Annotated in this window: 18 protein-coding genes; 5 read left to right on the top strand and 13 right to left on the bottom strand. The window is 64.5% G+C overall.

The window, feature by feature from the left end:
- Nucleotides 1–53: 53 nt before the first annotated feature.
- Nucleotides 54–1,223 (top strand): cell division protein FtsZ, encoded by a 1,170-nt coding sequence (gene ftsZ / locus DV706_RS16150; RefSeq protein WP_136350758.1) that lies wholly within the window; start codon nucleotides 54–56, stop codon nucleotides 1,221–1,223.
- Between the two features lie 246 nt (nucleotides 1,224–1,469).
- Here the strand turns inward: ftsZ and DV706_RS16155 are convergent, their stop codons facing one another.
- The 8 genes from DV706_RS16155 to DV706_RS16190 all read right to left on the bottom strand — a co-directional run bounded on the left by DV706_RS16155 (nucleotide 1,470) and on the right by DV706_RS16190 (nucleotide 7,757).
- Nucleotides 1,470–2,213 carry an SDR family NAD(P)-dependent oxidoreductase gene (locus DV706_RS16155; protein ID WP_006067870.1) on the bottom strand — a complete coding sequence of 248 codons (744 nt, stop codon included), beginning with the start codon at nucleotides 2,211–2,213 and terminating at the stop codon, nucleotides 1,470–1,472.
- Complete coding sequence (locus DV706_RS16160) at nucleotides 2,213–3,157, bottom strand: ACP S-malonyltransferase (RefSeq protein ID WP_006067869.1); 945 nt, start codon at nucleotides 3,155–3,157, stop codon at nucleotides 2,213–2,215. Before DV706_RS16160 ends, DV706_RS16155 begins: the two co-directional genes overlap by 1 nt.
- Nucleotides 3,154–3,729, bottom strand: coding sequence for a holo-ACP synthase (locus DV706_RS16165; protein WP_006067868.1), 576 nt, complete (start codon nucleotides 3,727–3,729; stop codon nucleotides 3,154–3,156). The genes DV706_RS16160 and DV706_RS16165 overlap by 4 nt, the downstream gene beginning before the upstream one ends.
- A 2-nt stretch (nucleotides 3,730–3,731) precedes the next feature.
- Nucleotides 3,732–4,946, bottom strand: a complete 1,215-nt coding sequence (locus DV706_RS16170) for a beta-ketoacyl-[acyl-carrier-protein] synthase family protein (protein WP_006067867.1) — start codon at nucleotides 4,944–4,946, stop codon at nucleotides 3,732–3,734.
- Nucleotides 4,947–5,192 carry an acyl carrier protein gene (locus DV706_RS16175; RefSeq protein WP_006067866.1) on the bottom strand — a complete coding sequence of 82 codons (246 nt, stop codon included), beginning with the start codon at nucleotides 5,190–5,192 and terminating at the stop codon, nucleotides 4,947–4,949.
- 64 nt (nucleotides 5,193–5,256) lie between these two features.
- Nucleotides 5,257–6,228 (bottom strand): quinone oxidoreductase family protein, encoded by a 972-nt coding sequence (locus DV706_RS16180; protein ID WP_006067865.1) that lies wholly within the window; start codon nucleotides 6,226–6,228, stop codon nucleotides 5,257–5,259.
- Nucleotide 6,229: 1 nt separating this feature from the next.
- Entirely contained in the window at nucleotides 6,230–7,120 is an 891-nt protein-coding gene (locus tag DV706_RS16185) for a ferritin family protein (RefSeq protein WP_006067864.1), read from the bottom strand.
- Between the two features lie 301 nt (nucleotides 7,121–7,421).
- Complete coding sequence (locus tag DV706_RS16190) at nucleotides 7,422–7,757, bottom strand: 2Fe-2S iron-sulfur cluster-binding protein (protein WP_006067863.1); 336 nt, start codon at nucleotides 7,755–7,757, stop codon at nucleotides 7,422–7,424.
- 190 nt (nucleotides 7,758–7,947) lie between these two features.
- On the opposite strand from DV706_RS16190, the gene DV706_RS16195 reads away from it, so the two are divergent.
- On the top strand, nucleotides 7,948–9,351 hold the full coding sequence (locus tag DV706_RS16195; RefSeq protein ID WP_006067862.1) for a geranylgeranyl reductase family protein: 1,404 nt from the start codon (nucleotides 7,948–7,950) through the stop codon (nucleotides 9,349–9,351).
- 205 nt (nucleotides 9,352–9,556) lie between these two features.
- Nucleotides 9,557–10,429: a DUF4397 domain-containing protein gene (locus DV706_RS16200; RefSeq protein WP_006067861.1), complete on the top strand. Its 873-nt coding sequence runs from the start codon at nucleotides 9,557–9,559 to the stop codon at nucleotides 10,427–10,429.
- A gap of 86 nt (nucleotides 10,430–10,515) precedes the next feature.
- Here DV706_RS16200 and DV706_RS16205 read toward each other — a convergent pair whose 3' ends face one another.
- The 3 genes from DV706_RS16205 to DV706_RS16215 form a co-directional block, all read right to left on the bottom strand.
- Complete coding sequence (locus DV706_RS16205) at nucleotides 10,516–11,799, bottom strand: amidohydrolase (protein ID WP_136350757.1); 1,284 nt, start codon at nucleotides 11,797–11,799, stop codon at nucleotides 10,516–10,518.
- Between the two features lie 69 nt (nucleotides 11,800–11,868).
- The gene (locus DV706_RS16210; protein ID WP_006067859.1) at nucleotides 11,869–12,339 is read right to left on the bottom strand and encodes a hypothetical protein; all 471 of its coding nucleotides are present in this window, start codon (nucleotides 12,337–12,339) and stop codon (nucleotides 11,869–11,871) included.
- Nucleotides 12,340–12,406: 67 nt separating this feature from the next.
- Nucleotides 12,407–12,742, bottom strand: coding sequence for an uS10/mL48 family ribosomal protein (locus tag DV706_RS16215; RefSeq protein ID WP_006067858.1), 336 nt, complete (start codon nucleotides 12,740–12,742; stop codon nucleotides 12,407–12,409).
- A 188-nt stretch (nucleotides 12,743–12,930) separates the two neighbouring features.
- On the opposite strand from DV706_RS16215, the gene DV706_RS16220 reads away from it, so the two are divergent.
- Both DV706_RS16220 and DV706_RS16225 read left to right on the top strand, forming a co-directional pair.
- Entirely contained in the window at nucleotides 12,931–13,368 is a 438-nt protein-coding gene (locus tag DV706_RS16220) for a bis(5'-nucleosyl)-tetraphosphatase (protein ID WP_006067857.1), read from the top strand.
- 124 nt (nucleotides 13,369–13,492) lie between these two features.
- The gene (locus DV706_RS16225; protein ID WP_006067856.1) at nucleotides 13,493–14,539 is read left to right on the top strand and encodes a DUF5787 family protein; all 1,047 of its coding nucleotides are present in this window, start codon (nucleotides 13,493–13,495) and stop codon (nucleotides 14,537–14,539) included.
- Nucleotides 14,540–14,557: 18 nt separating this feature from the next.
- On the opposite strand, the gene DV706_RS16230 is transcribed toward DV706_RS16225, so the two are convergent.
- Nucleotides 14,558–15,061, bottom strand: a complete 504-nt coding sequence (locus DV706_RS16230) for a DUF5797 family protein (protein ID WP_006067855.1) — start codon at nucleotides 15,059–15,061, stop codon at nucleotides 14,558–14,560.
- A 161-nt stretch (nucleotides 15,062–15,222) separates the two neighbouring features.
- A complete protein-coding gene (locus tag DV706_RS16235; protein WP_006067854.1) occupies nucleotides 15,223–16,512 on the bottom strand; it encodes an MFS transporter in 1,290 nt (429 codons plus the stop codon).
- Nucleotides 16,513–16,584 lie beyond the last annotated feature (72 nt).

A 16,584-nucleotide genomic window follows, 5' to 3' on the forward strand; every position in this document is an offset into this window, starting at 1 on the left:
TCTGACGTGTAGGGGAAAGGTAATTATGCTCCATCTTTTAGATTGGGCCAAGAATGGACTCCATCATCGACGACGCCATCGACGAGGCCGAAGACGGGGAGTCGGCGACGGCCCACGAAGACAACACTGTACAGGACGGGCAGTCGCCGAACGGAAGCGAATCGAACACCCAGCGGACAGGAACGATGACCGACGACCAGCTCGAGGACGTCCTCAAGGACCTCCAGACAGACATTACGGTTGTCGGCTGTGGCGGTGCCGGTGGTAACACCGTCAACCGCATGGAAGAAGAGGGTATCCACGGTGCGAAGCTTGTCGCCGCCAACACCGACGTGCAACACCTCGTGGAGATCGAAGCCGACACGAAGATCCTGATGGGCGAAGAGAAAACCGGCGGCCGTGGTGCCGGCTCGCTCCCACAGGTCGGCGAGGAAGCCGCTCTCGAGAGTCAACAGGACATCTACGACGCGATCGACGGCTCCGATATGGTCTTCGTTACGGCAGGACTCGGTGGCGGGACGGGAACCGGCTCCGCACCAGTCGTCGCCAAAGCGGCCCGCGAGGCCGGCGCACTGACGATTTCGATCGTCACGACCCCGTTTACTGCTGAGGGAGAGGTCCGCCGAACGAACGCTGAAGCTGGCTTAGAGCGGCTGCGTGATGTCTCCGACACCGTCATCGTCGTCCCCAACGACCGTCTGCTGGATTCGGTCGGCAAACTGCCCGTCCGGCAGGCGTTCAAAGTCTCTGATGAGGTGCTGATGCGCTCGGTCAAAGGGATCACGGAACTCATCACGAAACCCGGCCTGGTCAACCTGGACTTCGCCGACGTTCGAACGGTGATGGAACGCGGCGGTGTCGCCATGATCGGCCTCGGCGAGTCCGACTCCGAAGCCAAAGCCCAGGACTCGGTCAAAACTGCGCTTCGCTCGCCGCTGCTCGACGTCGACATCTCCGGCGCGAGTTCCGCGCTCGTCAACGTCACCGGTGGCAACGACATGGCCATCGAGGAAGCCGAAGGCGTCGTCGAAGAGATCTACGACCGGATCGATCCCGACGCGCGGATCATCTGGGGGACCTCCATCGACGAAAGTCTCGAAGGCAGCATGCGAACGATGATCGTCGTCACGGGCGTCGAATCACCACAGATCTACGGCCAGCACGACGGCGAGGCCGTCCAGCCAGCCGGTGCAGGCGGCGACGACATCGACTTCGTCGACTGATCGGTACTCTCAAAACGACACGAGAGATCCAACTCGAGCGGGAGTCCATTAGTTCACAACTCGTCACGACTCGTTTCATTGTGCGGTTGCGGAATGCTGGGGTATCGACAGCGGAAAACCCGCGCGTTGCTCGTCAGCTGAAGTGATTCGACGCTCGTCGCTGTGGGATCGTTCTCGAGTGTTGATCTCGTTCCGCCAGTCGTCCGCATCCGGTGGTTGCGCCGCGTCGCTTGACTCTGACTCGTCTCAGCCGAGCAGTCCGTCGTCGACTCTGAGCACCTCGCCGTTGACGTACGACGCGGCGTCGCTGGCCAGGAACGCAATCGCGTCGGCGATTTCTTCTGGGGTTCCAACCCGTCCGCTCGCGGTTCGGTCCTCGACGAGCGTCTCGTAGTCGGCGACGTCTTCCAGCAAACCGGTGTCGGTGTACCCCGGCGCGACGGCGTTGACGCGGATGTCTTTCCCACCGAGTTCTCGCGCGGCGGCGCGAGTCAGTCCGATGAGTCCAGCCTTGCTCGCGGCGTAGTTGGCCTGCCCCGCCCAACCACGTCGTGCCGCGACACTCGCGACGTTGACGACCCGCCCGCCGCCGTTTCGAAGCATCGACCGCGCCGCCTCGCGTGTACAGTAGAACGGCCCGAAGAGGTTCGTCTCGAGAACGCGTCGCCACTGCTCGGGGGTCATCCGAACTAGCAGGCCGTTGTCCATCACCCCGGCGTTGTTCACGAGGATCGTCGGCGGCCCGTACCGCTCGGTAACCGTCTCGAACATCGCCGCGACCGCGTCGAAGTCGGTCACATCGCACCGTTCGACCGCGGTCTCGGTCGGATACGCCGCCAGCGCGTCGCGCGTTCGGTCGGCCGCCTCGTCGTCGGCGTGGTAGGTGGCGATCACCGTCCCACCGCCGTCGGCAAAGCGCTCCGCGACGGCGCGACCGATCCCACGGGTGCCGCCGGTGACGATGGCCACCTCGTCACGGAACGCGGCCATCAGGCGAACACCTCTCGCGCGTCGGCGGGCGTCTCGAGTGCGTCACACTCCGCGTCCGGATGGATTCGTTCGACGAGACTCGAGAGGACGCCGGTCGGCGGGAACCCGACGTACCGGTCGACGCCGCGGCGTTTCAGCGTCTCGACGACACCGACCCAGTCGACGGGCGCGGTGATCTGTGTCGTGAGATCCCGACGGGCGACGGCCGGGTCGGTGTAGACCTCGTTCGAGACGTCCGAGACGATCGGAATCGACGCCTCGCACATCGACAGCGACGCCATCACGTCTTCGACGGGCTCGACTGCCGATACCATCACCGGCGAGTGAAACGCCGCGCCGACCTCAAGTTCGCGAAATCGCGCGGCGGTGTCGTCGAGGGCGTTCCGAACGGCGTCGACTCCGTCGATCGTCCCGCTGATCACGGTCTGTCGTGGGCTGTTGTACAGCGCGACGCCGACGTCGTCGCGGTCGCGACAGACGTCGGCGACGGTCGCTCGGTCGACGAGCAGGACCGCCATCATCGTCCCGGGACCTGCGTCGCGTTCGGCCCGTTCCATGAACGTGCCGCGCCGGCGAACGACGTCGACGAGGTCGGTCGGCGACGCCGCGCCCGCGACCGCAAGCGACGTGAACTGGCCCAGGCTGTGGCCGGCGACGTACGCCGGCTCGACGCCGAACCGAGAAGCGATGCCGACAGACGTCGCGTATCCGGCCGCCAGCAGCGCTGGCTGTGCGTTTTGCGGTCGCGTGAGTTCCTCGAGTCCGTCGCGAAAACACCGATCGGAGAGATCGATCTCGAGGGCCGAATCGAGGGCGTCGAACGCGGCTCGTGTCTCCGGCCACGCGTCGTAGAAGGGCTGTGCCATTCCGGGGCGTTGGCTCCCCTGGCCGGGGAAGACAAACGCCGTGTCCGTAAGCGTCGTCGTTTCGTCCGTCTCTGTCATATATCAGTAGTTCCATCAGTAGGTCGATCGCATCGGAATCCGTTCTCGATCCCGACGACGGTCACCGAACCGACGGCGTAGCCGACGCTCCGGTCGTGGCTGAGCGAGACGTCGATCGCCACGGCGCCGGGATCGATCCCCTCCTGTTCGAGAGACGCCGCGAGCGTCTCGGCGGCGGGCGACTCGAGCGCGAGTCGCGGACCGGTCACGTCGCGAATGACTTCGACCGAATCGAGCGAGATCGCCGGCGATTCCTCGGCGAGGACCTTACAGAAGGCCTCCTTGGCCGCCCACCGGGCGGCGTAGTGTTGTGCTGGCTCGCCCTTGCCCTCGCAGTAGGCTCGCTCCGCATCGGTAAACGCCCGACTGCGAAACGACGCCCCGAACTCCGCGAGGAGATCGGCGATGCGGCCGATCGAGACGATGTCGATGCCGTGTCGGACGACGGGAGCGGAACCACCGGCTTCGACACCGTGGGACTCGAGTGCGGCGACGGCCGCCAACGTACCGGTGTCGTCGAGAGCCGCGGCGGATTCGTCGTCCGGTTCGTCGTCGCTGTCGGTTCCATTCATTGTCACACGCGTTCGAAGACGAGCGCGCCGTTGGTCCCGCCAAAACCCGCCGATGTGGTCACAGCGACCTCGAGAGTCGTCTCGCGGGTCTCGGCCACGATCGGGATGTCACACGCCGGATCCGGCGTCTCGTAGTTCGCCGTCGGCGGAATCGTTCCCTCGGCGATCGAACGCGCGAGGATCGCACTCTCTATCGCTCCGGCACCGCCGAGAGTGTGGCCGAGTGACCCCTTGGTGCTCGTGACCGGTGGCACCGTATCGAAGAGCGTCCGGAGCGCGTCGGCCTCGCGAGCGTCACCCGTCGGTGTGCTCGTCCCGTGGGCGTTGACGTGATCAACGGCGGCCGGCTCGCACCCGGCGTCGGTGAGCGCGCGCTCGAGACATCGCCGGAGACCCCGACCGCCCTCGGCCGGCCGTGTCGGATGGTGTGCGTCGCCGGTCAGCCCGGTTCCCGTGACCGCGGCGTACGGCCTCGCCCCGCGTTCGGCGGCGTGATCTCTGGCCTCGAGGAGGAGAATCCCACTGCCCTCGGCGAGGACGAACCCGTCCCGGTCGGCGTCGAACGGGCGGCTCGCCCGCTCGGGCTCGTCGTTGCGGGTGCTAAGCGCCCGCATCGCGTCGAAGCTCCCGACGCCGAGCGGGGAGATCGGTGCGTCGGTTCCGCCGGCGACCGCGACGTCGGCACGGCCGGTTCGGATGTCCGTGACCGCGTCAGCGATCGCGTGCGTGCCAGCCGCACAGGCCGTCGCGGGCGAGCGGTTCGGGCCTTGCAGATCGAACGACATGCTGACGTGACCGGCCGCCAGATTCGCGAGCGCGGTGATGAGAAACCGCGGCGACGGACGGCTGCCGGCTGCCGACTCGAGCTCCGGCAGGCCGGCGAAGGCCGACGCGATACTGGTCGCGGCTCGCTCGGGCCGCCAGTCGGGGTCGTCGGGATCGAAGCCAGCGTCTTCGATCGCCTCCGCGGCCGCGGCGACGGCGAGTTCGGCGTAGCGGCCCATCGTTCGCTCGTCGATCCACTCGTCTCCCGTCGCCACTGGGTCGCCCCCGATTTTACACGCGATCCGCGATCGGATCCCCGCCCCGTCGGGATCGAATCGCGTGATCGGACCTGCAGTAGTGACTCCAGAGCGGAGTTCCCTCCAGGTTTCGTCGGCGGTTTCGCCCAGCGGCGTCACCAACCCCACGCCGGTTACGACGACGTCTCGTCCCATTCAGACGCGTGCCGTGACGTACGTTCGGAGGTCGCCGACCGTCTCGATCTCCGCGAGGTCGTCATCGGGGATGTGGACGCCGACCTCCGCCTCGATCGCTTCAGCGAGTTCGACCATGTCGAGCGACTCTGCGTCGAGCGGTTCGTCCTCGAACTCGGTCGTCTCGTCGAACGCGTCCCGGTCGACGCGAAGTCTGTCGGCGATGATCTCCTCGAGTTGGTTCGCTATCTCGGTCGCGTTGGACATGTCCGCTTGCTTTCTCGTCAACCGTGAAAAATCGATCCGTTTACGAGCCGCAGTCCTGCCGAGGTCACGGCTCGAGCACGACCTTCCCGACGGTCTCACGATCTGCCAGCGCGTCGTGAGCCCGCGCCGCCGCCGACAGGGGGAACGTCTCGTCGACGACGGCCTCGATCCGACCGGCAGCGAGGTGCTCGGTCAGTTCCGGTAGCGCCGTGTGGACGCGGTCGGGGACGTGTTCGAGTGCGTGCTCGAGGTGATAGCCGATGACCGACTGGTTCTCGAAGAACAGCCGCGGCGTCGCCACTGTCGGTACCGAGCTGCTGGCCATGCCAAAGGAGACGATCCGTCCGGCGGGAGCGAGCGCCTCGAGGCTCGCGGCGAAGGCGTCACCACCGACGCCGTCGAGGACGAGATCGACGCCGTCGCCGTCGGTCCGGTCGTCGATTGCCGCCGCGACGTCGGTTTCGGTGTAGTCGATCGCGTGATCGGCGCCGAGCTCTCGCGCGAGGTCGCGTTTCGCGTCGGTGCTCGCAGTAGCGAAGACCTCCGCGTCCGCGACGGCGGCCAACTGGACGGCGAGCGAGCCGACCCCGCCCGCGGCGGCGTGGATCAGCACGCACTCACCGGTCTCCAGCCCGCCCCACTCGTGGAGGGCGTTGTGCGCGGTCAGTCCCTGGACTGGGATCGCGACCGCCTCGCGGAGCGACAACGAGTCCGGCACTGGAACTGTTCGCTCGACCGGCGCGGTCGCCACCTCGGCGTATCCGCCGCTCGAGGCCAGTGCCGCGACACGGTCGCCGACGTCAACGGCTGCTTCCTCCGGAGCCGCCGCGACCGTTCCGGCGACCTCGAGGCCGGGGACGAACGACGGAGACGGCCCGTCGGGATAGGTCCCACGACGCTGTTCGATGTCGGCGAAGTTCACGCCGGCAGCGCCGACGTCGATGCGGATCTCGCCGTCGCTGGCCGCGGGTGGCTCCCGTTCCGTGAGCGTGAGCACGTCGCTGTCCCCGTACTCGGTGATCTCGATAGCGTCCATCCTATCGTCCCCCATTTCGATCCGCGGAATCACTTTCAGGCTCCCGTGCTGTCTCCGTCGTCAGTTGCTCAAGTCGCTTCGCTCGTTGCTCGGCCGCGTCAGTCACGAGTTCCTCTCCCGACGGCCCCGGTAGTCGTTTCCACCCCATCTGTCCGGCGATGTCGTCGATCAGCGGGGCCAGCGTCGAGACGACGTCTTCGATCCGCTCCCGATCGACCGCGCCCGAGGCAAGCAGCGCCTCGAGTTTCGCGAGGCCGAAGCCGACGTGTCGACCCTCGTCACGCCGGATGTGCTCGAACCCCTCGGTGAGTCCGTGTACCGTCGGCCCGTCGGTTTCGGGGCCGAACGTCTCCCGAATGGCACGGAACCCGACCTGGGCGAACACGCCTTCGATCGTCAGGTGATAGTGTGCGTACGCCACCGCGCGGTTTTCGGGCGTGTCGGCCTCGAGGAGTCTCCCCATCGCGGTCTCCGTCCGATCGAAAATCTCCACGTAGGCGTCTGGAAACCAGCGATCGGCGGTGGGGTCGGTCGGCTCGAGGCCGCGGATCTCCTCGACGGGATTGATTACGTCCGTCCAGTAGCGATCGAAGAAGGCCGCGTGTCTGGCCTCTTCGTAGAGGTGGCTGGCGACGAACCGCTGGTCGTCGTCGGCCTCGAGCACCGTCGCAAGCGGGAGCAGATCGTCGACGACGGCCTCCTCGCCGGCCCCGAACATTGCGACCGTCGCGCGAAACTGGGTGAACGGGCGTCGGCCGAGGTCGACCAGCGTCTCGCGGTCCTGTTCGATGTCGATCGCATATGGATCCCAGTGACCGCTCGTCGCGTGTTGGAAGTACCGCGCCGCCCTCGAGTCGGGGCGTTCGTCCGCTTCGGCTTCGCCGAGTTGCATACGTGGTCGGTGGGTTACTGGCGTACAACGTATAGACGTTTCTAGTAGTGCAATGTCCGGCTCCGAAACCGACCGTCGAAACGTCAGTCAGCGACGGCCGCGTTCTTGGCCCAGTAACGACCGACTGCAGTCCGTTCCGAAGTCGGTTGCTGGTCTGGCCGGACCGAAACACGGCGGTCTCACGGATGACCGGGCGGGCCACCCTCACGCTGAAGCCGTACCCGTCACGGCTTTGCCACGTTGCCGCGTATCTCATCGAAAAAAGCGAGTGTCGCCGGGCTGGTTCCGGGACGGATGGCAGTTAGTCGTCTGCGGGCGCCGCGTCGCTCGACTCGCCGGCCTCGAGGTCACCCTCGATACTCGGTGGGTACGTGCCACGATCGAGTTTCAGATCCGACTGGGGCCGTGCCATACAGGTCAGCGCATAGCGTTCGGCCTCTTCGTCTGTCAGACCGCGCGCTGCGGGCTGGGTGACCTCTCCCTCAAGGATCTCGGCTGAACAGGCCAGACACATCCCAACACGGCAGGAGTACTCCTGGGCGATCCCCGCCTCGAGACAGCGACTCAGAATCGTCTCTTTGTCCGAACAGGTAATGGTCTCCCCCGTCCCGACGAACTCGATCGTGTACTCGGTCATACCGCTCGGTACGGCCGACCTCACTAAAACTCTTTATTTCACCGTAGCGAGACGAGCGTTTCGGAGCCGACCGACGGCGTCGCCGTCCGGTCGACGACGCGTCGACCCACCCCGGATCGTGAAATAGCGACCGACAATCCGACGAACCGACCATAAAACGTTTTCTTACCGCGGTGTGCACACTGTTGATATGAGTACGCAGGAGCAGTCGGCCGCCGCCACGACACAGACCCAGTCGCCGGACGTGGTCGTCGTCGGTGCCGGAACGGCGGGCTGTTATGCCGCCGCGACTATCGCACGAGCAGACTACGACGTCGTCATCCTCGAGCGCAAAACCGAGGACGAAGCAGGCCACATCGCCTGTGGCGACGCACTGAAAGGCGCTGATTCCTTCCCCGAGGCGATCCCCAAATCGAAACTCGAGCCCGCGTTTACGAACACGGGCGTCGACCACGGCCGGTTCGAAATCCCACAGGAGGATACCGTCCTCGAGATTCCGATTCCCGGCGAACTGGCCGTTATCGATCGCTGGGAGTACGGCCGCCGCATCATCGAGGGAGCCGAAGCCGTCGGTGTCGACTTTCACTACGATACGGTCGTCAACAACGTCACGCAGACTGATGACGGCCGCGTGACGGGTGTCGAAGCGATCCGGAAGGGTGAGCCCCGAACATACGAGGCAGCGGTCGTCATCGACGCCGCCGGCTCGCTCTCGGTCCTCCAAGATCACGTCGACTTCTCGGAGTCGACGTTCGATACGAACGTCAACTACAGCCACTTCTGTTCGGCCTACCGCGAAATCGTCCACGTCGACGAACCCGTCGAGTGGGACGACGCCCTCGTCTTCAAGCCAACCGAACGCGCGGCGGGCTATCTCTGGTATTTTCCCCGCACCGACACCGAAATCAACGCCGGACTGGGCTTCCAGATGACCGAAGAGCCGATGAAACTCGTCGACGACCTCAAACGTGACCTCGAGAACCGGCCGGAGTTCGCTGGCGCGGAAGTCGAGGACAAACTCGGCGCGGCCCTCCCGACCCGGCGACCGTACGACTCCGCGGTCCATCCGGGCTACATGGCCGTTGGCGACGCTGCCGGCCACGTCAACCCGACGACTGGCGGTGGCATCGCCGGCGCTGCCTACGCCGGCAAGTACGCCGCCGAAGCCGCGATCAAGGGTCTCGAGACCGGCGACGTCGGCGAGAAAACCCTCTGGGAGTACAACGAGCGCGTCATGGACCACTTCGGCGCACGGTATGCCGCCTTGGACGTCTACAACATCCTCTCGACGGCCATCGACGTCGACGACCTGATGGGGCTGCTCGCCGCGATGCCCGGCGAGAAACTCGCGGAGGCGCTGTACTCGGGGAGTACGAGCATCGGCCCGAAACTTGCCGCAGAAAGCCTGTACAACAGCCGTGGCCACTGGGGCACGATCTGGAACTTCTTCCAGACCAAGCGCCGGGCCGACGACCTGCTCGAACTCTACGAGGCCTATCCTCACCATCCCGCCGCCCTCGAGCACTGGCAGGAACGCCGCGACGACCTGATGGAACAGGTGTACGAGACGACTGGCGCTGATCCCAAGTACTGACCTCACAGTCGGTTTGCTGGGTACCGTTTTTGTCCCCACATCTCACCCCTTTTTGACCGGGAATTTCGAGCGAACTGTCGTGTCACCAGCGATACAACAGCTCGACACACAGACGTTAATGGCGACATGATATAAATACTAACTGGCCAAAAACCTACTCTGTTAGGGACTCTGGTTATTCTTGTTGGTAGGCTACACTGTCTCGATGGTACAACAACACACACGCCGACGCGCACTGTCACTGATCGGAGCCACTGGGGTCATCGGCCTCGCGGGCTGTCTGGGTGGCGACGATGGAACGGACGATGATGGGATGGCTGACGACCACGATGACGACGCCGAGAACGGAGCGATGGACGACCATGACGCAGGCGTCCGCGTTGCTCACCTCTCGCCTGATGCGCCAAACGTCGACGTCTATGTCGACGGCGACGCCGTCCTCGAGGACGTCCCCTATCGGGCCGTCAGCGACTATCTCGAGCTCGCCCCCGAGACGTACGGGGTCATGATCACGGCCGCAGGCGACCCCGACACCGTCGTCTTCGATGACGACGTTGAGGTCGGTGACGGCGACTACACGATCGCCGCCCTCGGCGAACTCGCAGAGGATGAGAATCAGCCGTTTGCACCCGCAGTACTCGAGGATGACCTGAGCGACCCCGGTGAGGACGCCCGCATCAGACTCGTCCACGCCTCGCCAGATGCGCCCGCCGTCGATGTCACGGCCGGCGACGGCGAGACGGTACTGTTCGAGGACGCTGCCTTCGGCGACGCTGCAGCCGTCGAGGTCCCCCCTGACATGTACACCCTCGAGGTCCGACCCGCGACCGAGGACAACGACGGCGACGTCGTCGCAACCTTCGACGTCGAACCGATGGCCGGCACCGTCTACTCGGCCTTTGCTGTCGGTTACTTAGAGCCCGAGGCTGCGCCGGCAGACGAACCGTTCGACCTCGAGGTCGTGGTCGATGCTGAACATCACGACGATGACGACGGTCACGACGACGACGATGGCTACGACGATGACGACGGTCACGACGATGACGATGGTCACGATGATGACGACGACGGGTACTGATCGACAGGCCACCTCGGACCGCCGGTTGCCAGCCGACGACAACTGATTCGCTTTTTTCCGAACCCCACGTCCCGATGCGCTGCCGCTTAGAACCCTCTTTGGCCGATCCGCTCGATCGTGCCGGCGATCACGTCGACACCATGGGCGACACTCGCCTCGTCGACATCGAACGTCGGGGTGTGGTGACCGCCGGGGTGGTCCGTGCCGATGCCAACATAACAGGCGGTACCGCCGTTTTCCTGGACCGCTTGCATCAGGAACGTCGCGTCCTCGCTGCCGCCGAGTTCGTCGCGCTCGAGCACGCGCTCGACGCCCTCGGTCCGTCCCGCGACGTCGGCGACGATGTCGACGAGTTCCTGATCGCTCGTCGCGCTCGGAGCTTCCGCGCCGATAGCGAAGTCGACCGTACACTCGTGCATCTCGGCCGCGCTGCGGACCACGTGGCGTGCCTTGCTGTGCATGTACTCCATCAGCTCAGTCGTCTCGCCGCGAACTTCGGCGAGGATCCGTGCCTCCTCCGGGATGACGTTGGCGGCCGTCCCGCCCTCGACGACGCCCGCGTTGACTCGCGTTTTGCCGTCGTTGTGTCGGGGGATGCCGTAGAGGTTCTGGACGGCTGTCGCCATCGCCTGCACGGCGTTTCGCCCCTGCTCGGGATGGCCGCCAGCGTGAGACGACTCGCCGGTGAACTCGGCCTCGAGGTGGCGAACGGCGAGAAAGCCGTCGATACCAGCGACGATTTCGCCAGTGGGATGATCGAGGCCGATATGGAGCGCCAGCAGGTGGTCGACGTCCTGAATGTGGTCGCTTTTGGCCATCGACTTCCCGCCGCCGACGACCTCTTCAGCGGGCTGGAAAAAGACCTTCAGCGTGCCAGAAAACTCACCGCTCTCGGCGATTCGCTCGAGGACGCCGACGCCGATCGTCGCGTGGGCGTCGTGGCCGCAGGCGTGCATCGCCCCCTCGTACTCGGATCGGAACCCCTCCGCAGCGGGTTCGTGGGCCGCGTCGTCGGATTCCTCGACCGGCAGCCCGTCGATGTCGACCCGGAGACCCACAGTGGGTCCCTCGCCGCGCTCGAGGACGGCGACGAGGCCCGTGTAGCCGCCTTCGAGCGACTCGAGAACCGCCTCGTCGACGCCGGCCTCGCGGGCGCGGTCGTACCAGTAGGCCAGTTCGGCCTCGTCGGGGACGGCCATCCGGTGGTCGCCCGCGATGGCGTCGGGGCCGACGTGGAGCGCGTCGAGGTCGAGTTGTGACTTGAGTTCCTCGGCGAGTCGTGCAGTGGTATAAAACTCACACCAGGCGGGTTCGGGCCGGCGGTGGAGGTCCCGGCGCAGCGAGATGCGGTCCGATTCGGTGAGTGCCATACCCACTCGTTAGACGACAGATCCTATAGTTACCACTGAAAATCAGTGTCCGGCAGCCGCGCGCTCCGCTTACTCTTGCTGTGCGGTCCCGGGCTCCCCCCGCGCGATGGGGGCCTCGAGGTCTTCGAGCGCCCACGTGACGACCCGGGCTTGGACGAGCTCCCGGTCAGATGGGGGATACTCGGTGTCGCCCGCGAGAATCTGCTGGCTGTCGGTCCAGAATCGCTCTTCGATGGGCTGGTGGTCGGGCACGTCTTTCGTTCGGTTGGTGAACGCCTCGAAGTCCTCTCGGAGATCGAAGGAGGCACGGGCGGCGTTACACCGAGGCAACGGCGTCATTCCGGTCTCGAGGACGAGATCACAGACCGTCTCCCAGTCTCGGTCACAAAAGTACAGTGATACCTCACCGACGACGTCCTGCCAGGCGATGGCTTCGCCGTGTTTTAGCTGTTGAATCACTCGCGGCGGCAGATCGATTCGGTGGTCGATATCACCGGTTTCACAGAGACAGCAGGGCTTCTCGGTCTTGCCCGTATACATTGCCCGACTGTTTGGCTCGAGCGGATAAAAGCAACAAGCCAACGTAAGAGGGGTCGCGTCTCAGGCGTTAGTTGCCACGGCCGACGCCACGAACGTGCTCGACTTCCGCCTCGATGTGGACCGAATCCGGGAAGTTCTGCTCGGCAATATTGCGCGCGAGGTTGTCGTGGCCGTGAATCTCGAGCTCGCGGGTGAACACCGTATACTGCCACGAAGAGAACTGCCGATCGTCGTCGGCGTGGAGCCGACACCGCTGGGGCACGGAAAATTTCTCGGGCGGATGGGAGTGGGGCCCTTTCAGAGCAGCTCCCTTGCGCTCGGCGGTAGATTTGATGTCTTCGACGATCCCATCCAGAGCGGCTCGATCGCCGCTCTGGAGCGTGAGGCGGGTAACGAAGGTCATAGTTGTGCTGTCCATTTGTCAACGGCCGGTGCGTAAAAACTTGCTGAGATACGCCCAGTTCATTCACAGAGCGGTGGACAAATTCAGACACGTCGGCCGAAAACTCGTAGACATCGTTCCACTGATCGGGATATCCGTTGGACGAACAGTCCGATATTCTCTTAACGTCGCACCTATTATTCCAGATAATGGCAGTCGAAGCTACGAGCGCAGGCGCGATCCTCTTCCGCGATACGCGGGGCCGGCGCGAGTATCTTCTACTCAAGAGCCGCCCAGGCGATTGGGAGTTTCCCAAGGGCGGTGTCGAAGGAGATGAAGAGCTACAGCAGACGGCGATCCGCGAAGTAAAGGAAGAGGCAGGTATCGAGCAGTTCCGGCTTCTCGACGGCTTTCGTGAGGACTACAACTACGTCTTCGAGGCAAACGGCACGACGATCCACAAGACCGTTCACCTCTTTATTGCGAAATCGTTCGAGGCCAGTGCGGAGCTATCAAACGAACATCGGGACCTCCAGTGGCGCGACTACGAGCAGGCAGTCAACACCGTCACACAGGACGGGCCACGCGAAATCTTAGAACAGGCCCACGAGTTCCTTGACGACCGCGAGGAGGAGGACGAAGAGTAAGGTCACGGCAATCTCGAGTCGCCCACCGACATCACAGTGGCCACCCGCTCGAGATCCATCGCCGTGAGTCACCTTCCCACGCCGATCAGGCAGCGCTTTTGCGCACGTGGCTCGAATAGCCAGTGTGGACCGGCATACGACCGAGTTCGAGTTCGAACTCCGAAGCTGTCGCTGGGCCGAACGCGCCTGGCCGCCGACCGAGGCAACCAGTGGCAATCACGTGATCGTTGCCCGTCAGCTCGGAACGAAACGCCGCCGCTGGGACACCATCGTTCTCGAGTGTGACCCAGCGGCGCTTCGCGAGCGGGCAGCGTTCGGCCCAGAGCGCCTCGACAGCGACCTTTTGCATCTCGTTCGCAACGCGCCCACGGAGTGGACGTACTATCGCGACTGTCTCCCCGACCCCGGCTACCCGTGGCGCTACGTCCGCGAGGCGATTCATCGAGCCGACGATCGAGACATCCTCGAGACCCGCAAGTCGGGTAATCGTATCCAGATCCGTCGGAAATGGCCCTATCCCGACTGGGTCGACCGAATCATCGCGATCGAGAACAAACCCGACTTAGACGCCAGCGCGGCCCGCGTGCTCGGCTCGCAACTCGAGTACGACGTCGCCGTCTCGCTGGCCGACGAGGTCTGGGTCGCGACGCGGGCGACGGGCAACGCTGTCGAACCCGCGCTGTTCGAGGGGGTCCCGATCGAAGCCGGCATCCTCGCGCTCGAGCCTGCGGCCCTGACCGCGACAGTCGAGTGGTATCCTCGGACACTTCCCGTCGCCGAACCCGGCACGCGCATCCTCGAGCGACCCGACGGCGGCGCTCGAGATGGCTCGGCAGCCCGTTTCGAATACGTCGATCCCGAGACGAAAGCCGAAACACGACTCGCGATCGCCGAGCGGGCCTACGAACGTGGCTGGCGCTCGTTCGTCGATACCATGCGTCCTGACTGTCGGGGCTTCCAGTTGCGTGCTCGAGACGGCACACAACTCCGCCCACACTGTTCGGCGAAAGGACGGTGTCAGACGGCTGCGGAGTGTTCTGGGAGCTGTCCCGAGTTCGAGCCGGAGCCGCCGGGGTGGCGAACGCGAGGCTGGCCGATCGAGGGTGGCCCAGGAACACGCTGTCGACAACTGCTCGAGGATCGACGTCGACGACGGCGACCGGGGCTGTAACTGCGCTTGCGCCGTTTTTCAGTCGGAGACGCCGACCTCGAGATCCTCACGTTCGACGGCCAGCCGGAACGTCGGAACGGTTCGGTACTCGACCTCGACGACGTCCTTGCGGCGGAGACTCTGCAGTCCCGAGCGGACGTCCTCGGCCTCGGGGTCGACGTCGAACTCCTCGCGGAGTTTGTGCAGGACCGACACGACGCTCTCGGACTCCTCGTCGGGCCCGGCCAGCACCGCGACGATCTGTGACTGCAGCTCCGGGACGCGGATCCTGGATGGCGGCCCTTCGTCGTCTGGATCACTCTCGATACCGGGTTCGACGTCGACGAGGTCTGCCGCCTCGCTCGTCGCCCGAATCAGGCTGTTGTCATCACGGAAGTAGTAATCACCGAGTTCGTTCTCGAGATACTGATGGACTTCGCTGCCGCTGTCCATCCCCCACCGGTCCTGTAACTCCGCGTTTTTCGTCGGTTGTAGCTCCACGACGTCTGCCAAGCGTTCCGTGGCCTCCTCCGAGAGCGTCATCGTCGAATCGTATGCGGATCCGCTACTTTTGCGTTGCGTCCCATCGTTTCTCGGCCAACGCTGCCGGATTCTCACAACTGCGGCCCTGAGGTGGACTGCTGGCAGTCAGTTCCGGTGTGCCACGCTGGTCTGACCTGTCAGCCACTCGAGAGCAGTGTGGGTCAGTCGTTGCTGAGAACTGGGAGCGGCTGTGTCGTCTCGAGTGTCTCCTCGATCTGCGTATAGACGAGGAGTGTGCCGATGGCGGCGAGTGCCGTGCCGAAAACGAACGGCATCGCAAAGCCGTAGCCGACCAGCGCGCCCGACGAAAGTGGGCCGATGGCGATCCCGAAGCCAAACGCCATCGTGAGCACAGCGAGCTTCGAACCGGACTCGCCCTCACCCGCGAGATCGCCAGCGAGGGCAAGCCCCGGCGCAAACACCATCGCACCTGCAATGCCCTGAAGCAAGCGAGCGACGAACATCAGCTCCGAGGTCGTGACGAACCCCTGGACGAGCGTTGTCGGGAGCAACAAGAGCATTCCGCCGACGATGAACGGGCGGCGGCCGTACCGATCACAGGCTCGGCCGATCGGCGTCTGTAAGAGAACCTGTGCCAGAATAAAGGCCGCAAACTGGAGCCCAAACCAGGTCGAGCCCTGATCGAGACGGGCGTTGACCTGTGGCTGAATCGTCGCGAACAGTGCGATCGACGTCGCCATAAACAGCGAGGCGATGCCGAGCGTGAAGATCGGATCGAGCAGGTGCGACCCCGACTGGTCTCGGATCGAGATCGAGAGGTCGGCACTGGCGTTCGCTCTCGTCGCATCGGGATCTGAGATCAGGACGGTGACCAGCAGATAGCTGGCCACCGCCGTAATCGCAGCAATCGAAAACGCGGCGTCGAAGCCGCTGATCGTTGGGCCAGCGGGCAGCGTGTACGGGCCGAGATTGACAACCGCGCCAGCGACGATCGGGCCGGCACCGAAGCCGACCAGCCGAAACGTGTTGTAGACACCCATGTTTCCGCCGCGGTCCTGTGCCGTTGCGAGTTCGTTAACCAACGCGATCGATGCCGGGATAATAAACGCCACGCTGACCCCCTGCAGACCACGAATAACGACGAGAGAAAGATACGTCTCCGCGAAGATGTATGCGACGTTCGTCATCGCGAGGCCACCAAGCCCGATCAGGATGAACGGTTTTCGCTTGCCAACGCGGTCGGAAAGACGGCCAGTAAACGGCTGAAAACTACTGTTGAGAAAGCCAAACAGCGAGAGGATGATGCCAATAATCATCGCCTCCTCGAGGCCGAACGTCCGCCCGTCGACGGTGGCGCTGGCCACGTACAGCGGGATAACGATGATCAGAAACGAGTTCCCGATGCCGTCAGCCATCCGAGCAAACGCCAGTGCGAGGACTCGCCGATCGACGGCGAACTGTGCAAGAACCCGCCGAAGGAGAGACCGCATCGGACAGATGTGTGTCGCCAGATCGGATTACTGTTTCGACTCGGTGGGTGATCAGCCGATCGAACAGCGACA

Origin of the sequence: Natronorubrum bangense (assembly GCF_004799645.1) — an archaeon.
GTDB lineage: Archaea > Halobacteriota > Halobacteria > Halobacteriales > Natrialbaceae > Natronorubrum > Natronorubrum bangense.